Origin of the sequence: Fluoribacter gormanii (assembly GCF_900156395.1) — a bacterium.
Classification (GTDB): domain Bacteria; phylum Pseudomonadota; class Gammaproteobacteria; order Legionellales; family Legionellaceae; genus Legionella; species Legionella gormanii.
On record NZ_FTNL01000007.1, the window covers coordinates 109,605 to 127,627 of the forward strand.

The following is an 18,023-nucleotide window of genomic DNA, read 5'->3' on the forward strand; positions in this document are numbered from 1 at the left end:
GTAGGGGGCTTAAGAAAACTCCCTTTAAATTAAACATGGAAATATATAATACACTGTACTATAATACCTGGTAGCATAATTTGGTTTGCATTTATGAAGCACTTAAAAATAAAAAAATTTAATAATGAAGCAAAAAAAGTTGGTTTAAAGGATGAAACCCTTATCAAAACGTTAGATAACTTTTTTAAGTTAAGTAGGGATGAACAACTACAATACTCTTTGGGGGCTGGGCTTTATAAGTTAAGAATTGCAACAAATGAAGGGCGAGGCAAAAGCGGAGGGGGAAGAAGTATATTAGCTTATAAGAAGGATAATGGAATTTATTGGCTACATTTATTTTCTAAAAACGACAAAGGAAATGTGACGACTTCTGAACTTAAAAAATTAAAACAATTAGCCGATATCATGCTCGGACTTAATGATGAACAAATAAATAAGCTAATTAATTTAGGTGAACTTTGTGAGGTAAATATAAATGTCTAATATACAAGATACAATTAATGATCTTGCACAAGGTCTTTATAAAGCTGAAATTATTGATAAAAAAACATTAAGAAATCTTACCGATCAAGATTTACCTGTTTTACATGAATTTACTGGAGAAGAGATTCAGCAGTTACGGAAAAAACAAAAATTAAGTCAATCAGTATTTGCTAAATATCTTAATGTTAGTCCTGCAATGATTCGTGGGTTAGAACAGGGAAAGCGGCATGCTCATGGTGCAATACTTAAATTACTGAATATCGTAGAAAACCATGGCATCGCTGGTTTACTTTAAGGATATTGGTTTGATCATGACAAGTACTTATAAAGACAGCTAGTTTGGTGTAGATAAATTTAAAGGTGACAAAATGACTAATCAAGTATGGAGCTTTGCCAAAGACATTTTCTAAGTTAACTAACTTAGGAATGATTATGTCTGTAAAAAATAAAACAAAAGATCGTGATATAAACGGTCGTATATGCCGAAAATATACTGGTCCATCTCTCAATTGGAAGGTAGCCTTTCCCAAAGGATGTCCTAAAAGTTGGAGAAATATGTTTATGAACAGACCCAAGCGAAGAAAGAGCAAACAATTATGTCATCAGATTTTAAAAGGAAGTGACTATAATGAACTCAATTTTCCTTTGGGTAATAAAAAGCCTCATTACTATTATTGGTAATGAGGCTCATTTAATCAAAAATAAAATTGACAAAAAAACACAGAAGCAATTGAGAGAAAAACTACCCAATATCTGCCCAAAAAATCAGGGAAATTAATATAACCCTGTAATAACAATAAGTTAGAATAAATTGTCTCGGGTTCGATTCCCGCCGCCTCCACCATAAAATGTTGATATATTAATCATTTTTATATATTGTCCTTTCAAAAGTGTTTATTCGGACTTACCTTTCCACTTAAATTAATCTAATAAACCTTGTTTTTAAAAAATTTAGAATGTTGTCCTAAAACTATTGAAAATAACCGTCCTGGCTTAAGAGCCTGAGGCTTTATTGGGGCGGAAGTTTCCTTAAAAAAATATAAATCAGAAATGACAATAAAAACTGATGAGGCTTTGGTGACAACTAAAAGTGGTCATTTAGTTTAAAAGAAATTGAGAAGTATTTTTGTTGCATTATTCTAGTTTAAGTAAAATAGTCTAAAAAGTACGACTATAGTTTTGCAAATTAACAATTCAAGGCTTGATCCTGTACGTGCATCACCCCATAGGCGTTTTATAGCGCCAACCCAATGTTTTTAAATATATCTATCCTCAATTCGCTCATGCCTGTTTCCCTCTTTACGATGGAGCTAATTTGAGGCAATTCGGACCAAAGTACTAAATATTTTTGTTAATTTTCGCTTAATGTTAATACTTTATACTGCCAACATTTTTATAAATTCTAAAATAAACATGAGTCGATATAAATTATATACAGCAGAAGAAGTTGCTCAATTAGACTTAGAGAAATTTAATCGTTGGATTTCATTTCTTTATAAAAATCCTACTCAAAGTAGGAGTTCTTCTTATGGGGCAATGCGACCAGGTTATGATTGGCTATATGAGTGTTGGTGTGCCGTTACGCAAGCGCATTCTCGCTCATCTTTTTCTAATATTCGTGCTAAATACGAAGAACGAATTTTAAGTGCCGTAGCAAGCAATGATAAAAAATCAACCATTCGTTTATTAAGCTTAGGAAGCGGTGGCTTATTTCAAGATTTAATGATTCTTTTGAAGCTTTATTATCATGGCTACAAAAATCTAGAGTTAGATTGTATCGAAACCGATAATAATCAAGCACAGCAAGAAATTCTACAGGCAATCATAAATCGATTAAATCAAAATGGCGCCAATATTCGAGTTCGGCATTTTAAAACTGTAGAAGAAAGAAAAGCAAATACGGACATTTCTCAAGCAGAGTGCGATGTAGTGTATGCGATTGATTTTGATGATATCGGAGCTGTTATAGGTAAGGATTTTTCTAAAAGACAATTGAAGTTTAGGAATAGAGACAGTCTCACCGATGAGTATTATCCTCTTTTTCTTGGAGCTTATGCGGAATTAAAGAAGTCGGCTTCTTCTTTGTTTCTATTAACTTTTGGAAAAAATTACATTGCTCATTGTGGGGAAAGTGCGGACGTTTATTGTGATGAATTTGATCATCAATTTGAAAGAAGAATCCCGCCCCATGCTTATCATGACTATTACTACATTAATGCAAATCTTTCCTCTATCTTATTGCATCTTCCCTTCTTAAAAGCAAAAAACAAACCTCTGCTTATTAATGAGGAAATTTTAAATCCAAGTACGACAGCGGCATTAAAAAAAATATTGGCCAAACATAAGATTTCTTATGTGATTGCCTCAACCGCTGATATTGGAAAAAAACTAGATGAAGAGGCTGCTACTGTACTTGTAATTGATGATTCGATACACGATAGCAATCTGGGTGGAGAGAACTATCTTGATGCGGATTTTAAACATGGTCATGCACAAGTTACACGTAGCGACATTCGTGGCAGTAATAAGCGGCGCATTGATGTGTTCTTTTCTTTTAATGAGATTAAAGTCAATCAATTTACTCAAAGAGTTGCTCAATTATCCATCGATGAATCTGTTGAAAAAGTAAATGCAGGCATCTGCAATTATTTGGATTGGTGCAAAGAAAATGCAACGGGAATACGAGGCATAACGCGATTTTCACATTGGTTTCATGGTGAAAGTGGTGTTTTAAGAGCTCAAAACTTGCAAAGGGTTATCAGTGACTCATCTGATTTAAATAAAGAGGCTTTGCTGTCTCTTTTAAGCAAGCATTTGCAAGGCTCAGGGAATACGCGCCATTCATTGACTCGCTTTATTCACGCTGCTTTGGCTAGAGACAATGAACTCGAAACCTTACCTGATGCTGATTTTAAAGAAGTGCGTTCTCAAGTCAAAGTAGGATAATAGGATGGATTTACTTTCATAAACTTATCCTTTTCCATCAATGCTGGAGCAGAGGCTGCCTTACAGCTGACGTTGAACTTTGTAAAAGATATCGGCACGGTTTTTTGCCGGAATATTTTTGTTCCCTTAAGTGGTCAGCCCATGAAATGTTAGAATGACTTGTTCAATCCATCTATTTCAAAGGACACCCCTTTCTCTGCCTTTTTATATCGGTTGCGTATCTAGGTTAAGCTATCATCGATAGCTTCCCCATAATCAATGTCCATATTTTGTTCGGTAACGTTGTCTGTGATGCGATCTGCACAGCATTTGAAAAATTGCAACTTAGCCATTCAATGCCTATGATTAATAATAATTCATGTAGATTAATCTGTGCTCACGAGGTGAGTTATGTTCTGCAAAATTGTAGAAAAAGCAATTAGCGGAGGGGGAGTAATTGGAGCTGCATCCAGAGTCGCAACAAGAGGCAAACTAAAACCATGGGAGCCTGAACTTGTAGATGTAGGTGAAAGACAACTCTGCCGCGGGGTAACCAAGCCTCAGCTCAAAAATATGCTCCAAATTCAGCAAATCACCCAAATTCAGGCTTCGAATTATGAGGACTTGGAATTTAGTGATCTAGGGCGTCAAGTAATGAGAGGCGGAGATCCTAATTTGTTATCATGGACTCCTAATGTATCTACTGCTAATTGTTATGGAGCAAACAGATATTGGTTGCCACGAGACGGAGCTATTATAGTAGGGTGTTATCCTGCTGTATTCACTGACATAAGTGAACAAGCAATAATGTGCCCACCGATATGCGATAAAGAACAAAATAAAGTAGTTGAACGTTTGTTACAAACTGGTGATTATTATCGAGAAGCTCCTGATGTTGTAAAAGTCTCAGCAGAATGTGATGAAATATGCGCAATAGTTGGGAAACAAAAGGGGGTTGACTTCGGTGGAATGTATGATGTAAACAGGTTTGTAGATAAGATTTTTCATGTGATAGGTACAGGACGATCAAAGGTAGGTTTAGTACCGGTTTCTTCTTGTTTAGTAGAAACATTCGTTAATCCTGACTACATTGAACGAGCTCTCTCTGTAAATGCACCCGCTGTTGATAATGGTTTAAAATTATAAAAATATCTATACAACCACTTCGGGGTCAGGAGCTAGCCCCGTTAGTGCAAGCTATGCTGAAATAGCGGTTATCGATTTTTTGGCGAATTCCAATTTTCCAGAACGTCCCCCGCTGTTTTGACAATTTTGTTTAATTCCTGTTTAAAATTTTTAAAAAGGGACGTGTTAGATAAAGAAAGACCTGTACTTTGTTTAACATCTTGTGATGTTTCTTGCTCAGAAGTCAAGGCGTAGTATTGGTTTAGCTTGGGATAGAAATCTCTGGTAAAACGTTCAATAAATTTCGTTTTATCCGGTTCAATTAATGCTTCAAAATCTAGGGGGATTGGATGCTCATAGGGTATAACCGGTAAACCAATTTTTTTCATCATCGTTCTGGCAAACAATTCTGTCGTTGCGGCACTACCACGATCACAAGGCATGGCATGAGCCAAATACCATACCATTTCACCTATTTTTTGCATGTTTTCTTTTGTTGGCTCCGGATGTTCAAGGACTGAATGAAACAGTCGATCAATTTTTTCATAAACCTTGGGAATATATTGGGCTTCGGTGTGAAGAAAATTAAAGCTTGGATCGAATCCCATCATATGTGGTAGTGGTTCTTTAGGATAGGTAATTCCTGTCAAGGGCAAATCACCATCTTTTATGACAACCCAATCACCTCGTCTGAAATTTCCTTTGTTAGTATCTTTCTGAATTACATATCCATCCTGTGCCTGGGGCTCTTTATTGTATAACGCTCGGATTCGCTCTTTGACTTCAGGAAAGAAATCTTGATACTTGCCATTTGGCAAAACTGGAGTACTTGGATTGCCCGGTTCATCATAGGCTCTCATGATCCCAACTCTCTTCTTTGATGGTTGGTTCAATTGTAGCGCAATTGCATGTCTTTGCTCGGCTAAAAACTCATATAACGATTTAACACTCATGGGTTCGGTTTTTAACTTTTGCAGAGATTGTTCTACAGCTGCATGACAAAGCTGTGCATAACGTTCCTGATCGCTATTCCATGCATCACTAAGACTTTTTGAGTTATTTTGATAGACTCGCCATTCTTGCTCAGGATCACTACTGTAATCGATCAGATCCGAATCAGGAGCTGGGACAGGTTTCTTTTCCATTCTTGGACCTTCTTGTGAGTCTGATGGTAATGGCTGAGACTCTTCAGAATCAGGATGAATAGGATCTGAATTCATGATACTGCCTGTAAATCCGAGTGTTTATATTAGTATAGGTTAAAAATGAAACTTTATTAGGTCGCTTAAAATGGTAAAGAAGCCTAGAAGGCTATTCTATTGTTATCAACAGGATCTATTAATATTGCATCAATTTGAGCCTCTTTTTTGTTCCTTTCAACTTTAATAAAAAGAATTTCTTTTATTTTCATTTTTCCTGCTATTTATAAGCGCAGTATTGCGTAACAAATTAACTGATGGTATAATTATTGAACAATAGCTGATTGTAATAAAAACTTCAGTTATAGCGGCCTATCTTCTCCCAAAGGATTTACGGAGGACTGGTACTTCCTAGTTTTAATCACTAAACGGGTTTGTCGCTGATAAGACTTAATGAAGAAACGTGTATTCGTTACATACTCATTAAGCCTGGTTCAGCGAATCTGGCTTATAGTATTCCTCGCAATCACCAATTTTATTAAGTCTATTAGGTTAGATATTTTTTATGAGGTGATTTATGTATACGAGAAAGGACTATAGGCAATTTTTTGGTGGTTATAAACGTCCAACTAAAACACCATCACGACCTGGAATGCAGATCCGTGGATTGAAAGAGCGATTATCTGACGAGCAAAAATTAGTAGCAGAACTCTATGCGGAAGGATATGCAGAACTAAAGGAAATTTTTGAAGCAGGGAGAGAGGCAGGTAGGTGCCTTGATCATATGCAGCAGTGGCTCGATCACAATGTTTCAAACTACAGAACAACAAGCTTAGATTCTTCAAAATCGGTGCAGACACTCCAGGGTGATGTTTCTGATTCCAGTGGACAGACAGTGGATTCGCAAAGTAATAATTCTACCGATTCTAACGCAGCATCAACTGCTCCTGGAAGGCCTGCGAATCCAACAGAATCGGTGCAGACAGTCCAGGGTGATGTTTCTGATTCCAGTGGACAGACAGTGGATTCGCAAAGTAATAATTCTACCGATTCTAACGCAGCATCAACTGCTCCTGGAAGAAGGCCTGCGAATCCAACAGACAGTCTCGTTGTAAGCGCGGCCTGCAAATTATTATTCGATCAAATGTTTTATGATGCTCGTGAAAAAACTGGACGCCTTGCAGTTGCGGTAAACCTGCTCGAACCAATTTTCCGCTCCAAAGCAAATCCTTGGTTAGAACGTCTTATTGCTACTTATGCTTTTGCTAAAAAAGAAAAAGAAATTACACCGGAAATGTATGAAACAATATCTTGTAAATCAAAATATGTGCTCATTGCTTTACTCATTATTGTAGCCAATGTATTCATTTATGAGAAGCATAAAGAGTTGGAAAAATTGTCTTCTGAAGTCGAAGAACTCCAGAAGCGTTATGATCAAGCGCTTTTGCAACATGGAGGGGATGTAGCAGTTGTTAATCAAATATTAACCAAATTAGAGGCTATTGCGAAACAAAAAGAATATTACGAGAAAGCACTGCACGAGATTAGCACAGTGGTAAGTGAACTCGATGAAGGAGAAAAAAGTTATGTTCAAAAATTATTAGCTAATTATATTTATAGTAATATCACTAATGAAATGAATCGGAATTTTGAAGTTAAAGAGCATTTGAAACAAAGCAGCGCCAGTATCGAGTCGCCTGGATATCGGGAAATGGCCAAAATAGGTAGTGTTGATGGTGCAATATTTCATTGTGAAGATCAGGTCAAAAAGCTAAGCACGGATATAAATGGGATTAATGAAAGGCTTCAGGAAGTACAAGAAAGGACAATGAAAAAAAAGGAGCTTGTCGAGGAAATTGGTGCAAATCTGCAAATAAAGCAGGCCAAATTAAATGAAAAAACAAAATATCTAGGGGGATTTTTTAAGTCGGTATCGGAGCCAAAAGAAACCGAACAGCACCATACCAATGCCCCCTCTCTTGAGTAAGGAAAAACAATCCTTTTGCAAACTGCACTTAGTGCAGTTTGTTTCTTTTTAGCCATACATTAAGCTACAAAATATATTCATCCTGCTATCCTTTGAACTGCCAGAAAAAGGGAATAGTCATAAATGAATGACAACTTTTGACAATTTCATTTTAATGAGCGTGTCGAGGACTGCTCGCAAGATTTAACATCAATTGCAGCAGTAAAATTATTCCCAGCATCTTTTAATGCTTTTATATTTTCTGGAGTAGGGTCTTTTATAACCTTCTCAATGCAGTCAGCATAGGTATTCAGGTATTTTTCTCCCGCATAATTTCTACCTTGAGAGCTATAATGTTCTTTTGTTTTAAAAAAATTTAGCATTTCTTATCCTTTTTGATTTTCTCAAACTTTGATTTATATTATCAAATTTTGAAGAAAGAATGAGGGAATTATACTGATTTCCTTTTTATTTGGGTACAGAAATCCTGATTGTACAAATTTTACGGGATCGATCAGGGCCTAACCGGATAAGTGAAACAGCGGTGGATTAAGCGGTCAGTACACGAGAGAAGTTTGAGCTTGTGATCTAGTCTTTAATTAGAGCGAAGGCATGATTTTGACTGATCATGCCTAAGAATAATACACCTGAGAAGCGGAATAACTCACGTATATTATTCTTTGAGATTTCACAGATGTTCTTAGAGGAACATTATGCAAATTTATAATAGGCACCAAAAAGAACAGAATTAACTTGTACACCTTTTAAATTAGGTACAGCGTTAATGTTAATCACGTTATTGGTTGGAGAATCAACGTTAAAATCAAATTGTGGATTAGTGATTCCAAACGCATGTGTATAAGCTACTGATACCCCCCAACGTTCCATATCATAAACCGCACCCACTTTTACTTCAGGTAAAATATAGCTTTGATTTAAATTGCCAGTGAATCCATTGTTTATAGTAACACTTGAACCGCTTATTGATAATGTACTTACTTTGCTATTAGTAAATTTGTATCGTGCATTTTCAAAAAAGGTTCCCCCTTTGAGGAATACACCAAAATTGGTAGGTTGATATAAAACCCCCAATAAAAGGTCAGCACCATCTAAAGAAAGAGAGCCGGTGCTAGAAGCATTGTCTTTATACTCATTTTTCTTGCCTAAATAAGACCAGCCGGTTTCTGCTGTAAAACTAAAATTATTAAAGTAGGAATACATTAAGCCACCAGCCACACGCCCGCCCCAAGCATCTTTATTTGAAGAAATGGCAGAAACGGTAGAATGTAAAAAGTCCAAATCAAATGCAGTCCAAGAGGCTTCAGCACTTATAAAGGGTGTAATTGCATGGTTTGCTTGCACAGGTCCCATTGTGCCTGCTTGAGCAGGGGCAGCTATTAAAGCTGTTATTAACCCAAAACCACAACCCAGTTTTAAAAATTGATTCATATATTTATCCCTAAATTTTAAGAAAAAAATTTATTTTTTTCCTTGTATAGAAAATCACATGGTAGAACTTTTAAATATCTTATAATTGATATAATCCATAAGCAAGAACATTAATGAAGCTAGCCCCTGAATTGTGACTTTCAATTGAAGATTGATGAACTGATTGACGTTACAAAAAAGAGAGCACAAAAGACCAATACAAGAGTGGTCAATTTAGTTTAAAAGAAATTGGGGAGTATTTTTGCTCATTATTCTAGTGTAAGTAAATTGGTCAAAAAATTACGACTATAGTTTTTGTAAATTCACAATTCAGGGTCTCACCCTATAACTACTAGATATATTTATTTGGGTCTAAAATCTTGCTGTTCGACATCTTGTTCCAGCTTCATTTGTTCTGGAGTTAAGAACACACCTTGATATATATGCCAATTGCCATCAAATTTTGAGTTAACAGCTATCTGGTTATTTTCCGCATCGAAATAAACATCCATGTCACCTCGATCATCAATTGACTTAAACTCATTAATTTGAATGGTTTTTTGATCTGCTCTCAGTGTAAATAGATGTGGAAACATTATATTGTATCCAATAATGCACACTTGAAGATTTTCTTGACTACCAAGGTGTTCCATAATCTTTGATCTGTATTCATTCATTATTTTTTCATCAAAGCTGTCTCCAGAGTAAATATGGGAAACAAATAGCAGATCATCGGCTTTAACAATTAATGCAACACAATTGGTAATGCGCTCCAAACAATACACGACATGATTAGCACTCTCTAAATTGGTGAGTTCATCTTCTTTAGAACCCAAAGGCACAATCTTTTTCCCTTTCAATTCATCGGGCATTTGTTTTGTATACCAGGATTGTAGATGGGGGTTAGCCAGATATAAGCAATCTGACTTATTTAAAAGATCAACATATTGAGTGAAATTTTTTACTTCCGTTATCCTTTTAAGTCTGTCGGATAAGTTTTCATTTATGGATAAAATGAGATCATAAGGAAGTTGTCCATGAGAGAATCCAAGGAATATTTGGGCAAACTTGAGTTTGCGGAGTAAAATCAATTGTTCTTCAGAATCTCGATTTTTAAATAAAGATTCATTTATTAACTGCCTGGTACTTATATTTTGTTTTTTAGCACGTGTACTTGATGAAACTTGATTAACCAGCTCTTCCATAGACGGATTAGGGTTACATAAAACCAGGAACTTAGCCGATTGCGACATAAAACTATGGAACAAGGGTGATAATTTTGTTGATTTAAGATAATTATTTTGCCAGTGTACTGATAACCTAATGAGGTTTTTTTCGAGAGAATTTAATCGCTCGCGATTTAGATTCTCTTCATCAGTTTCGTTCATTTGATCTAAGCAGTGTTTTAAAGATAAGCAGAGTCCTGCCAATATCTTGTCTTTAAATATTCCTTTCTGATTTGCTTGATTTATTTTGGATAAATCAGACAGTAATCTATTTATAATTTCTTTTGAAACCACGTTATGTTCTCTTAAACACCATATTGAAAGTATAGATATAAATTTTTGAATCAATTCGTCATCCCATAATAAATTATCTAATGACGCACATTACAAAGAGTTAAATAGTCAAAACGATCTAATTGAACGCGATCCGCCCATGATTTGATTTTATGTGAGATGAAGAATCATGGTTATGAGTAAGCATCCCCTAAATAATATGAAAGAAAAAATTGGAGGTATAAAGCACTTAATAGTTAATTAATAATCATTGTGTATTATGTGCAAATCGTTGGCATGTTAATTATCTATTGTCTTAACCAAGTTGTGTCCTATGCTTAATCATGAAAATTTAATTGCTATTAATGGATTATTTATGAATCCCCAAAAGGGAACAAGTAAAGGAGTATGTTATGGTCTTTCGTGTAAATATTTAGACGCGTTATTTTGTAACGATAGAGATACTCTCTATCGTCGACTCGAATTAATTGAACGATGCCAGGAAAACCCAGCTGAGTTATTGCATAAGATTCAAATCGTGTATGATAAAATTAAACAATCAACCAAAGATAATCCAGTTCTAACTGACGAAGAATTTGCATTTCTTGAAATTCGTCCTTTTTTTGAAAGCATTACCTTACAGCTTCACCCTGATTTTTATCCCGAAATCCATGGTCTACATGTAATGCAAAACTACATTGCAAACCATAAAATTTCAGCTCCCAAACAATTAGAAAATGCAGCCCCCAAGCTTTTGCATCGTTCTTATCATGCAAAAGATAAACAGGAACTTACTATTTATTTTGAACAATTAAAATTAATGCTCCAATCATGTGAACAAGTGGTTGGCTTTATTCTAGAGTCTGATGAACATGCGATTGCTTTAAGCTACGATCAACCAAAAGACGCTTGGGCATTATTAAATGCGGATAATTTAATCAGGTCTGAAATTACTGGATTTTATCACCAGGAACTAAATAGTCTTGAGTTAGCAGAGGAATTGTATCAAGCACTTAATCCTCAGATTGAAATTGAAGAAGACGAGGAAATTGAATATGAGCCTTCTGAATATACCATTTTTAGTCTGAACTGTTTTGGTTTAAACCTTGATCCAACGTTAACATCTAAATTAAATTCTCTTTGCCCCCTTCCTATTGATAAACAAATAATCAGTAGAACAAATGAAGATAATGTATCGATTTTTTTTCTTGCCGCCCAATCTGGTGATATTGAAGCAATGAAGGTAATGCTTCCGGAACAGTATGATATCGATGAGGAACGATATGATGGTGAAACTCCATTATCAATGGCTGTACAGGAAGGACACCTTGAAGCTGTTAAATTTTTAATTAAAAACGGCGCAGATAAAAATCATTGTAATAAGAAAGGAGAATCTATGCTTCACTGTGCAGCCGCGATGGGGCATTCTGAGATTATAGACTATTTGATTTCATTAGATTTAGATATTGACGAAGAAGATTTAAATTGTAATACCCCATTAATAAGCGCGATCTACAACAATAAAGAAAAGTCGGTTTTAAGTTTATTAACACATGGAGCTGATGTTAATGTTCTCTATAAAGATCAATTCTCACCCCTATGCATTGCTGCATTTATTGGCAACCCAGAGATAATAGTTGCGTTAATTAATGCTGGTGCAAATGTAAACTATCAAATGGAGGATGGTAGCACAGCATTGGATATAGCATTATCTATGAATAACTTAGAGTCTGCAGAAGCAATACGCTTGTTTATAGCTACTAATGAACAAAATGATACGATGAATTCTATTTCACAAAAAGCTTACAAGGATAGGTTGTTAGAAGGTGTTGCTGCTCATTCATACTTGGTTGGTGGGCAAGATAAATCCATAGCTTTTTTTGATAAAATGCCTAAGAAACATTTGTCTGATATTCGTCATCAAACTGATATTGCTGAGAATGAATATGATAAAAGTAAGATGTTCCCCGCGCATTAATACAAATTGGCGGAGAAGCGGTCAAGATATATGCCATTTAACAATGTTATGTAATGAGGGGTAACTATTTTAATTAATTCATATCGAATTTATTTAATGAATTTTTTTAAAATCATTTCAAGTGGGCAAAATTGAGTAAATCCACTTTGCAACAAATTTGCACCGACAAAAGCGGTAAACCATAAAAACTTAGAACTGATGAACACTGGGCTAGCAGGAACTCCAAGACTGAGCGAAATCAAAATGAAAAAACCTGCAACAATTCGAATAATGCGTTCAATACTCATACTTTTCTCCTGATCATTAACTACGCTTATGCATTCTTTTCCACCAACTTAAATAAATTAAGGGAATTAAGAATAAGGTAAGAACGGTTGAGGCAAAAGATCCAAACATTAAGGATATGGCAAGCCCACCAAATACTGGATCTGATAACATAACAGCGGATCCTAAAATAATTGCTAATGCAGTCAAAATAATAGGCAAGAGACGCTCAACTCCTGATTCAATCACTGCCTGTTCAATCGAATATCCGCGATGTTGATGCTCCAAAATAAAATCAATCAATAACAGTGAGTTACGAACTACAATCCCTGCTAAAGCAATCACGCCAATCATGGACGTTGCTGTAAACGGTTGGTGCATGAGCCAATGGCCTGGAAATACACCAATAATCGTTAGAGGAATCGCCCCCATAATAATAAGGGGAATAAAAAACGATTGATAAAAAGCAGTCAGTAAAATGTAAATTAATACAATAGCCACAATAAAGGCAGAGCCGAGATCACGAAATACATCAAGGGTTAAACGCATTTCTCCTAGCCAGAATAATTGATTCTTGGTCAAATTTTGTGGTTGTTCTTCATGAAAGCCTAAATTACCTATCTCAAGCGAAAAGGGCGGTTTTTTTAGCATTTGTGTCGCAGAAGTGACTGCATAGGCGGGACTGGAACCTAAAACTTCTCCCGTCACATAAACAATAGGCGTTTGATCTTTAGTAAAAATTGGTTTTTGCTCTTTACTAAGATGTAATCTGGCAATTTGTGCCAGTGGAATCAGTTGTTGCTGTTGATTTTTAAGATAGAGGTGATCTAATACGTGAGCATCTTCCCGTGCATCACGAGGCAATCGCAAGATAATATGTTCTGGCTCTCTAGCATTAGGTTCATGTCCATTACCTACATAAACTCCTTTGAAAAAAGCAGCAACTTCTTGGGCTACCGTTTGTGGCGGTAATCCAGCGAGTATGGCTGCGTTGTGATCGATTTCAATACGGTATTGGTTTGCATCTGACATGACGGAATTATCAATATTAATCATGCCATAGATTTCGGGATATACCGATTGAGTGATTTTATTAGCGATTGTTCTTAAGTCATTATAATTAGGGCCATAAAGACCAGCTTCCATTTGTGAGCGAACAGGAGGGCCTGGAGGACTTTCAAAGAGTTTAATAGTACTTTCAGGGTATTGTTGTTTAATTGGCATCAGGCTTTGATAGACTGCTTCTGCTATTTCATGAGAGCCCACACTACGATCGTGTTTATTCAGCAAATTAATCCGAATCTGACCGTACTGACTTCCCCGTAACAGATTATCCCCGCGCACCATGGCGGCAAAATCCTCCGGTGCCGTTTCCCCTAAATACAGTTCATAGTCATAGACATAGGGATTTTGTTTAATTATTTGGCTCATCGCTTTTACTACAGCGGTTGTTTTCTCTAAAGTGGCATTTGCCCCAGCATCAACGGAAATTAAGAATGTATTGACGTTATCATCGGGTAGCATTTTAATTTCAACACCGAGAGGACTTAATGGTCCATTAGCGCCTGAAGGACGAATAAATTGCCATAAAGGCTGTAATAACACGACACCTAAGAGAATCACGATACTCAGATAAAATAAATGTCGTTTTTTAGATGAAATGAGTAATCCTTTGAATAAATATAGATAAATGCGCTGCAATAGCGTTGTATACTCATGATGTTCTTGATTAATTTGGCTATGTGCTTTTTTTCTAAGCCAGCGATAGGCCAGATAGGGCACAACACTGTAGGCAATAAAAAGCGAGACAATCATTGCTAAAGGCGCATTAAAAGGAATGGGAGCCATAAAAGGGCCCATCATTCCGCCAACAAAAGCCATAGGTAGCAAAGCTAACATTACCGTAAAGGTGGCAATAATTGTTGGCTTGCCAATTTCATTAGCGGCATAAATTAGTAAACGAGTGAAATTACGTTGTACTCCTTTCATTATATGGCGATGAATGTTTTCAATCACCACAATACTGTCATCAACTAATAAGCCCAAGGAGAGAATCAAGGCAAACAGGGTAATACGATTAATCGTTTGTCCCGACAACCAACCAATCCCAAGAACTAAACATAAAATGAGCGGGATGGAAAAAATTACGATGGATGCTTCTCGCCAACCTAAAAATAGCATGAGCAAGACAACAACACTGGCAATCGCAATACCTAAATGCTCGACTAAGGTATTGACTGCATTATTTGCTTCATCACCATAGTTACGGGTAATTGAGACTTTAATAGTTTCTGGAATCAATTTATCATGTTGCATCAGTTCAAGCTTTTTAAGGATTGCTTGAGCCACGTCTACCCCATTGCTCCCTTTTTGACGTGCTAACGCAATGGTTACAGCAGGCTCTAAATCATGGTTGTTTTGCTTTACATGTGATCCATACGAAAAATAAGAAGCAATGGATTCCTGCTCAGGACCCTTCTCAATAGTAGCAATATCTTTTAACAGAACGGGTTTTGCACCATCAGTGCCAATGATAATGTTGGCTAAATCCCTGTTGGAAATCAATGAACCCTCAATGCGTAACGGGGTTTCACTAAATCGACGTTCCAGAGTACCCGCAGCAAGGCTGATGTTGTTAATGGATAGCGCCTGTTGGATATTAGCAATTGAAATAGCATGCTCTGCCATTTTTTGGGGATTAAGCCATACACGTAGGGCATTAGGTGATGCGCCCATTACCCAACTTTTTCCTACCTGAGGTACGGCACGTAATTGTTCTAACACTTTATCCGCTAGTGTGCGGAGCTTGACTGCATTTTCCCCTTTAGCATGCAGGGTAATTGTTACCAATGGAACATCATACAAACTAACGGAACGGATTAAGGGCATCAACGTGCCCGGAGGCATTTTGTCCATATTACTGTTAATCTGGTTATAAACCTTAACCAGACTACTCTCTTCATTTTCATTCACTTTAAAACGCACAGTTACTAAAGCGCTGTCATCTATAGCCATTCCGTAGGTATGTTCTACTCCGGGGATAGAAGCCATCAGTCCCTCTAAGGGACGAACGATTTGATTAAGTATTTCCTGAGTATCGCTGCCAGGCCGACTCACCGAAATGGTTACTGCTGGGACAATAATTTCAGGATTATAAGTTCTTGGTGTGCGCTCTAGAGCCAGAGTTCCAAATAACAAAATACTAATGATTAAAAGAAGAGTAAGCTTTGACTGAATAAACGTTCTTGCCAGTTGCCCTGCTTTATTTAATTTATCCTTTGAATAAGGAATATCATTCACAATAGCGTCTCCCTAAGAGGTATCAGTTAATCAGGCTTTCGTGATTGCCTTAGGAATTAATTGATTGGTTAGCATCAAAATATGTGCTTGAGTAAGTCTTAATTGATGCAAGGTTTGAAGTTCTTGTGCTTTGCTTTGCGTCAATTTCATTTGGCTTTCCAATAATGCGCTCAATGGTATTAAGCCTCGGCCAAATCGTTTGTTTAATTTTTTGATAACCTCTGCTTCTTTTTCAGCCATTTGACGGCTTAATTGCAACTCATAGTTAAATTGTGTCTCATTACGTGTTAATTGCCTGAGAAGAAGTTTGAGTTGGTTACGTTGTTCATCTAATTCAAATTGTGCTTTTTTCGCCTTGGCTGTAGCTGATTGAACCGCTCCTGCACGCTCTCCTGCACTAAAGAGGGTCCAATTAGCACCTACCGCGATCGTATCTGAGGGTAATCCTGAACCGAGTGTGTAGCCATTCCAATCATGTCTTAGTTGAAGATTGACTTGTGGTTTATATAAAGATTGAGATGCAAGAATATTTGCCTTTTCTGCCTTTATATGGGAGCGAAGCGCTTTAATCGACGCATTTTCTTCCAGGGCCTGAGATATCAGGGTGTTTAATCGGCTGTTTCTTTTCCTCAAAGTAGTATGCTGACTTGGAATAAGGTAACTATTAGGATTGCCCATAAGTGTTCTAAAGTTATCCAGCTCATTTTCTGCTTGTAATCGTGCGCTTGATAAACCTAGAGAGGAGCTATTTAAATAAGCCTCCGCCATCAATACATCGCTATCCAAAGCAAGCGACTGTTTTCTTAACGCTTTGGTGGTTGCTAAAAATTCCTTTGCTCGAGTAACTTGCTGCTGGGCAACATGGATCAATTGATTGGCTGTTAAAAAGCCTTCATAAGAAACATAAAGTTGATAGGCCAATTGGTTTTGTGCTTGTTGATTCCCATGCTGGGCCGATATCAGTAATGCGCGAGTATTTTCTTGTTGTGCTTTTATTTTTCCACCTGAATAAATGGGTAAAGTCAATTTAAACGCGGTATCTAAATTACTGTAATAACCAGGATGATTTAACGCATTAGGTCTCGTAAATAAAGTACTTGGCCCTGTATATTGGTTGGCACCAAAATCAGCAAAAGATGCATTCCCCTGACTTAATTTATACCCAAATACAGACAGGGGATTATTGCTTCGCGTCCCATTAAGTTCTAACCCCAGCTGAGGCCAACTCATGCTATTTGCTTGTTTCAAAGCACCATAAGCGGCTTCGATTGAAGTCTTGGCGCTTTGTATTGATGGATTATGGCTTAAGGCTTGTTTTACTGCATGAGGGTAGGAAATAGGTTGTTCTGTATGCGCCCAGAGTGTGGTCGATAAAGAGCAGGCGATAACAATCAGTATGAGGTATTTTTTTATTATATGACAACTGAGCAACATTAAATATCCTTGGTCATTATATTATCTTTTTCTAATATATTGGTTAAAATTTAATCTTTACAATAAATTAAATACAACGTTGATAAAATCGCCTCTACTTCAGGTTTATTGATATGGTAATAAACATATTTTCCTTTTTTTGTAATGGATAAAAAGCCATCCTGCCTCATTTTGGCAAGATGTTGAGATAGCGCTGACTGGGATAATCCAATCAAATCCTGAAGCTCGCTAACAGTGCGTTCATTTTTCAACAAATGGCATAAAATAAGCAGCCTCTTGGAATTTGCCAAGAGTTTAAGCATTTTTGCGGCCTTGGAAGCATTATTTTTCATGACTTCAAGGCGATTATTAGTTAATGTTTTCATCCTCACATTATATTAGAATAAACTAATATTTCAATAGCCTAAAATACTTGTTAAATTTCCTCAACGGCTTACCCTGTTTTGGAAAAATAATGGAACTGCCAAGCGACTATTATCTTC

General features: G+C 36.5%; 15 protein-coding genes. 7 read left to right on the forward strand and 8 right to left on the reverse strand.

Going from position 1 to position 18,023, the window contains the following annotated elements:
* The first annotated feature begins 93 nt into the window (after positions 1-93).
* The 5 genes from BW930_RS06305 to BW930_RS06325 all read left to right on the forward strand — a co-directional run bounded on the left by BW930_RS06305 (position 94) and on the right by BW930_RS06325 (position 4,554).
* The gene (locus BW930_RS06305) at positions 94-483 is read left to right on the forward strand and encodes a type II toxin-antitoxin system RelE/ParE family toxin (RefSeq protein ID WP_058467363.1); all 390 of its coding nucleotides are present in this window, start codon (positions 94-96) and stop codon (positions 481-483) included.
* Positions 476-778, forward strand: coding sequence for a helix-turn-helix domain-containing protein (locus BW930_RS06310; protein ID WP_058467364.1), 303 nt, complete (start codon positions 476-478; stop codon positions 776-778). Before BW930_RS06305 ends, BW930_RS06310 begins: the two co-directional genes overlap by 8 nt.
* Positions 779-915: 137 nt before the next feature.
* On the forward strand, positions 916-1,164 hold the full coding sequence (locus BW930_RS06315; RefSeq protein WP_238587836.1) for a hypothetical protein: 249 nt from the start codon (positions 916-918) through the stop codon (positions 1,162-1,164).
* A gap of 732 nt (positions 1,165-1,896) precedes the next feature.
* Positions 1,897-3,429 (forward strand): hypothetical protein, encoded by a 1,533-nt coding sequence (locus BW930_RS06320; protein WP_058467400.1) that lies wholly within the window; start codon positions 1,897-1,899, stop codon positions 3,427-3,429.
* Positions 3,430-3,819: 390 nt separating this feature from the next.
* Entirely contained in the window at positions 3,820-4,554 is a 735-nt protein-coding gene (locus BW930_RS06325; RefSeq protein WP_058467366.1) for a hypothetical protein, read from the forward strand.
* A gap of 68 nt (positions 4,555-4,622) precedes the next feature.
* Here the strand turns inward: BW930_RS06325 and BW930_RS06330 are convergent, their stop codons facing one another.
* Positions 4,623-5,753: a type III effector AvrB4-1 gene (locus BW930_RS06330; protein WP_058467367.1), complete on the reverse strand. Its 1,131-nt coding sequence runs from the start codon at positions 5,751-5,753 to the stop codon at positions 4,623-4,625.
* A 496-nt stretch (positions 5,754-6,249) separates the two neighbouring features.
* Here BW930_RS06330 and BW930_RS06335 point away from each other — a divergent pair, with 496 nt between their 5' ends.
* Positions 6,250-7,659 carry a coiled-coil domain-containing protein gene (locus tag BW930_RS06335; protein ID WP_058467368.1) on the forward strand — a complete coding sequence of 470 codons (1,410 nt, stop codon included), beginning with the start codon at positions 6,250-6,252 and terminating at the stop codon, positions 7,657-7,659.
* 146 nt (positions 7,660-7,805) lie between these two features.
* Here BW930_RS06335 and BW930_RS06340 read toward each other — a convergent pair whose 3' ends face one another.
* The 3 genes from BW930_RS06340 to BW930_RS06350 all read right to left on the reverse strand — a co-directional run bounded on the left by BW930_RS06340 (position 7,806) and on the right by BW930_RS06350 (position 10,586).
* Positions 7,806-8,021, reverse strand: coding sequence for a hypothetical protein (locus BW930_RS06340; RefSeq protein WP_058467369.1), 216 nt, complete (start codon positions 8,019-8,021; stop codon positions 7,806-7,808).
* A gap of 328 nt (positions 8,022-8,349) precedes the next feature.
* A complete protein-coding gene (locus BW930_RS06345; protein WP_058467370.1) occupies positions 8,350-9,087 on the reverse strand; it encodes a hypothetical protein in 738 nt (245 codons plus the stop codon).
* A 341-nt stretch (positions 9,088-9,428) separates the two neighbouring features.
* Entirely contained in the window at positions 9,429-10,586 is a 1,158-nt protein-coding gene (locus BW930_RS06350; RefSeq protein WP_058467371.1) for a hypothetical protein, read from the reverse strand.
* A gap of 355 nt (positions 10,587-10,941) precedes the next feature.
* Between BW930_RS06350 and BW930_RS06355 the strand changes: the two genes are divergently transcribed.
* Positions 10,942-12,543: an ankyrin repeat domain-containing protein gene (locus BW930_RS06355; protein WP_162262996.1), complete on the forward strand. Its 1,602-nt coding sequence runs from the start codon at positions 10,942-10,944 to the stop codon at positions 12,541-12,543.
* A gap of 89 nt (positions 12,544-12,632) precedes the next feature.
* Here BW930_RS06355 and BW930_RS06360 read toward each other — a convergent pair whose 3' ends face one another.
* The 4 genes from BW930_RS06360 to BW930_RS06375 are packed head-to-tail and all read right to left on the reverse strand — an operon-like array spanning position 12,633 to position 17,906.
* Complete coding sequence (locus BW930_RS06360; RefSeq protein WP_058467373.1) at positions 12,633-12,830, reverse strand: YgaP family membrane protein; 198 nt, start codon at positions 12,828-12,830, stop codon at positions 12,633-12,635.
* Between the two features lie 16 nt (positions 12,831-12,846).
* Positions 12,847-16,107, reverse strand: a complete 3,261-nt coding sequence (locus BW930_RS06365; protein ID WP_058467374.1) for an efflux RND transporter permease subunit — start codon at positions 16,105-16,107, stop codon at positions 12,847-12,849.
* 30 nt (positions 16,108-16,137) lie between these two features.
* Positions 16,138-17,541 carry a TolC family protein gene (locus BW930_RS06370; RefSeq protein ID WP_058467375.1) on the reverse strand — a complete coding sequence of 468 codons (1,404 nt, stop codon included), beginning with the start codon at positions 17,539-17,541 and terminating at the stop codon, positions 16,138-16,140.
* A gap of 50 nt (positions 17,542-17,591) precedes the next feature.
* Positions 17,592-17,906, reverse strand: a complete 315-nt coding sequence (locus BW930_RS06375; protein WP_165481607.1) for an ArsR/SmtB family transcription factor — start codon at positions 17,904-17,906, stop codon at positions 17,592-17,594.
* Between the last annotated feature and the right edge of the window lie 117 nt (positions 17,907-18,023).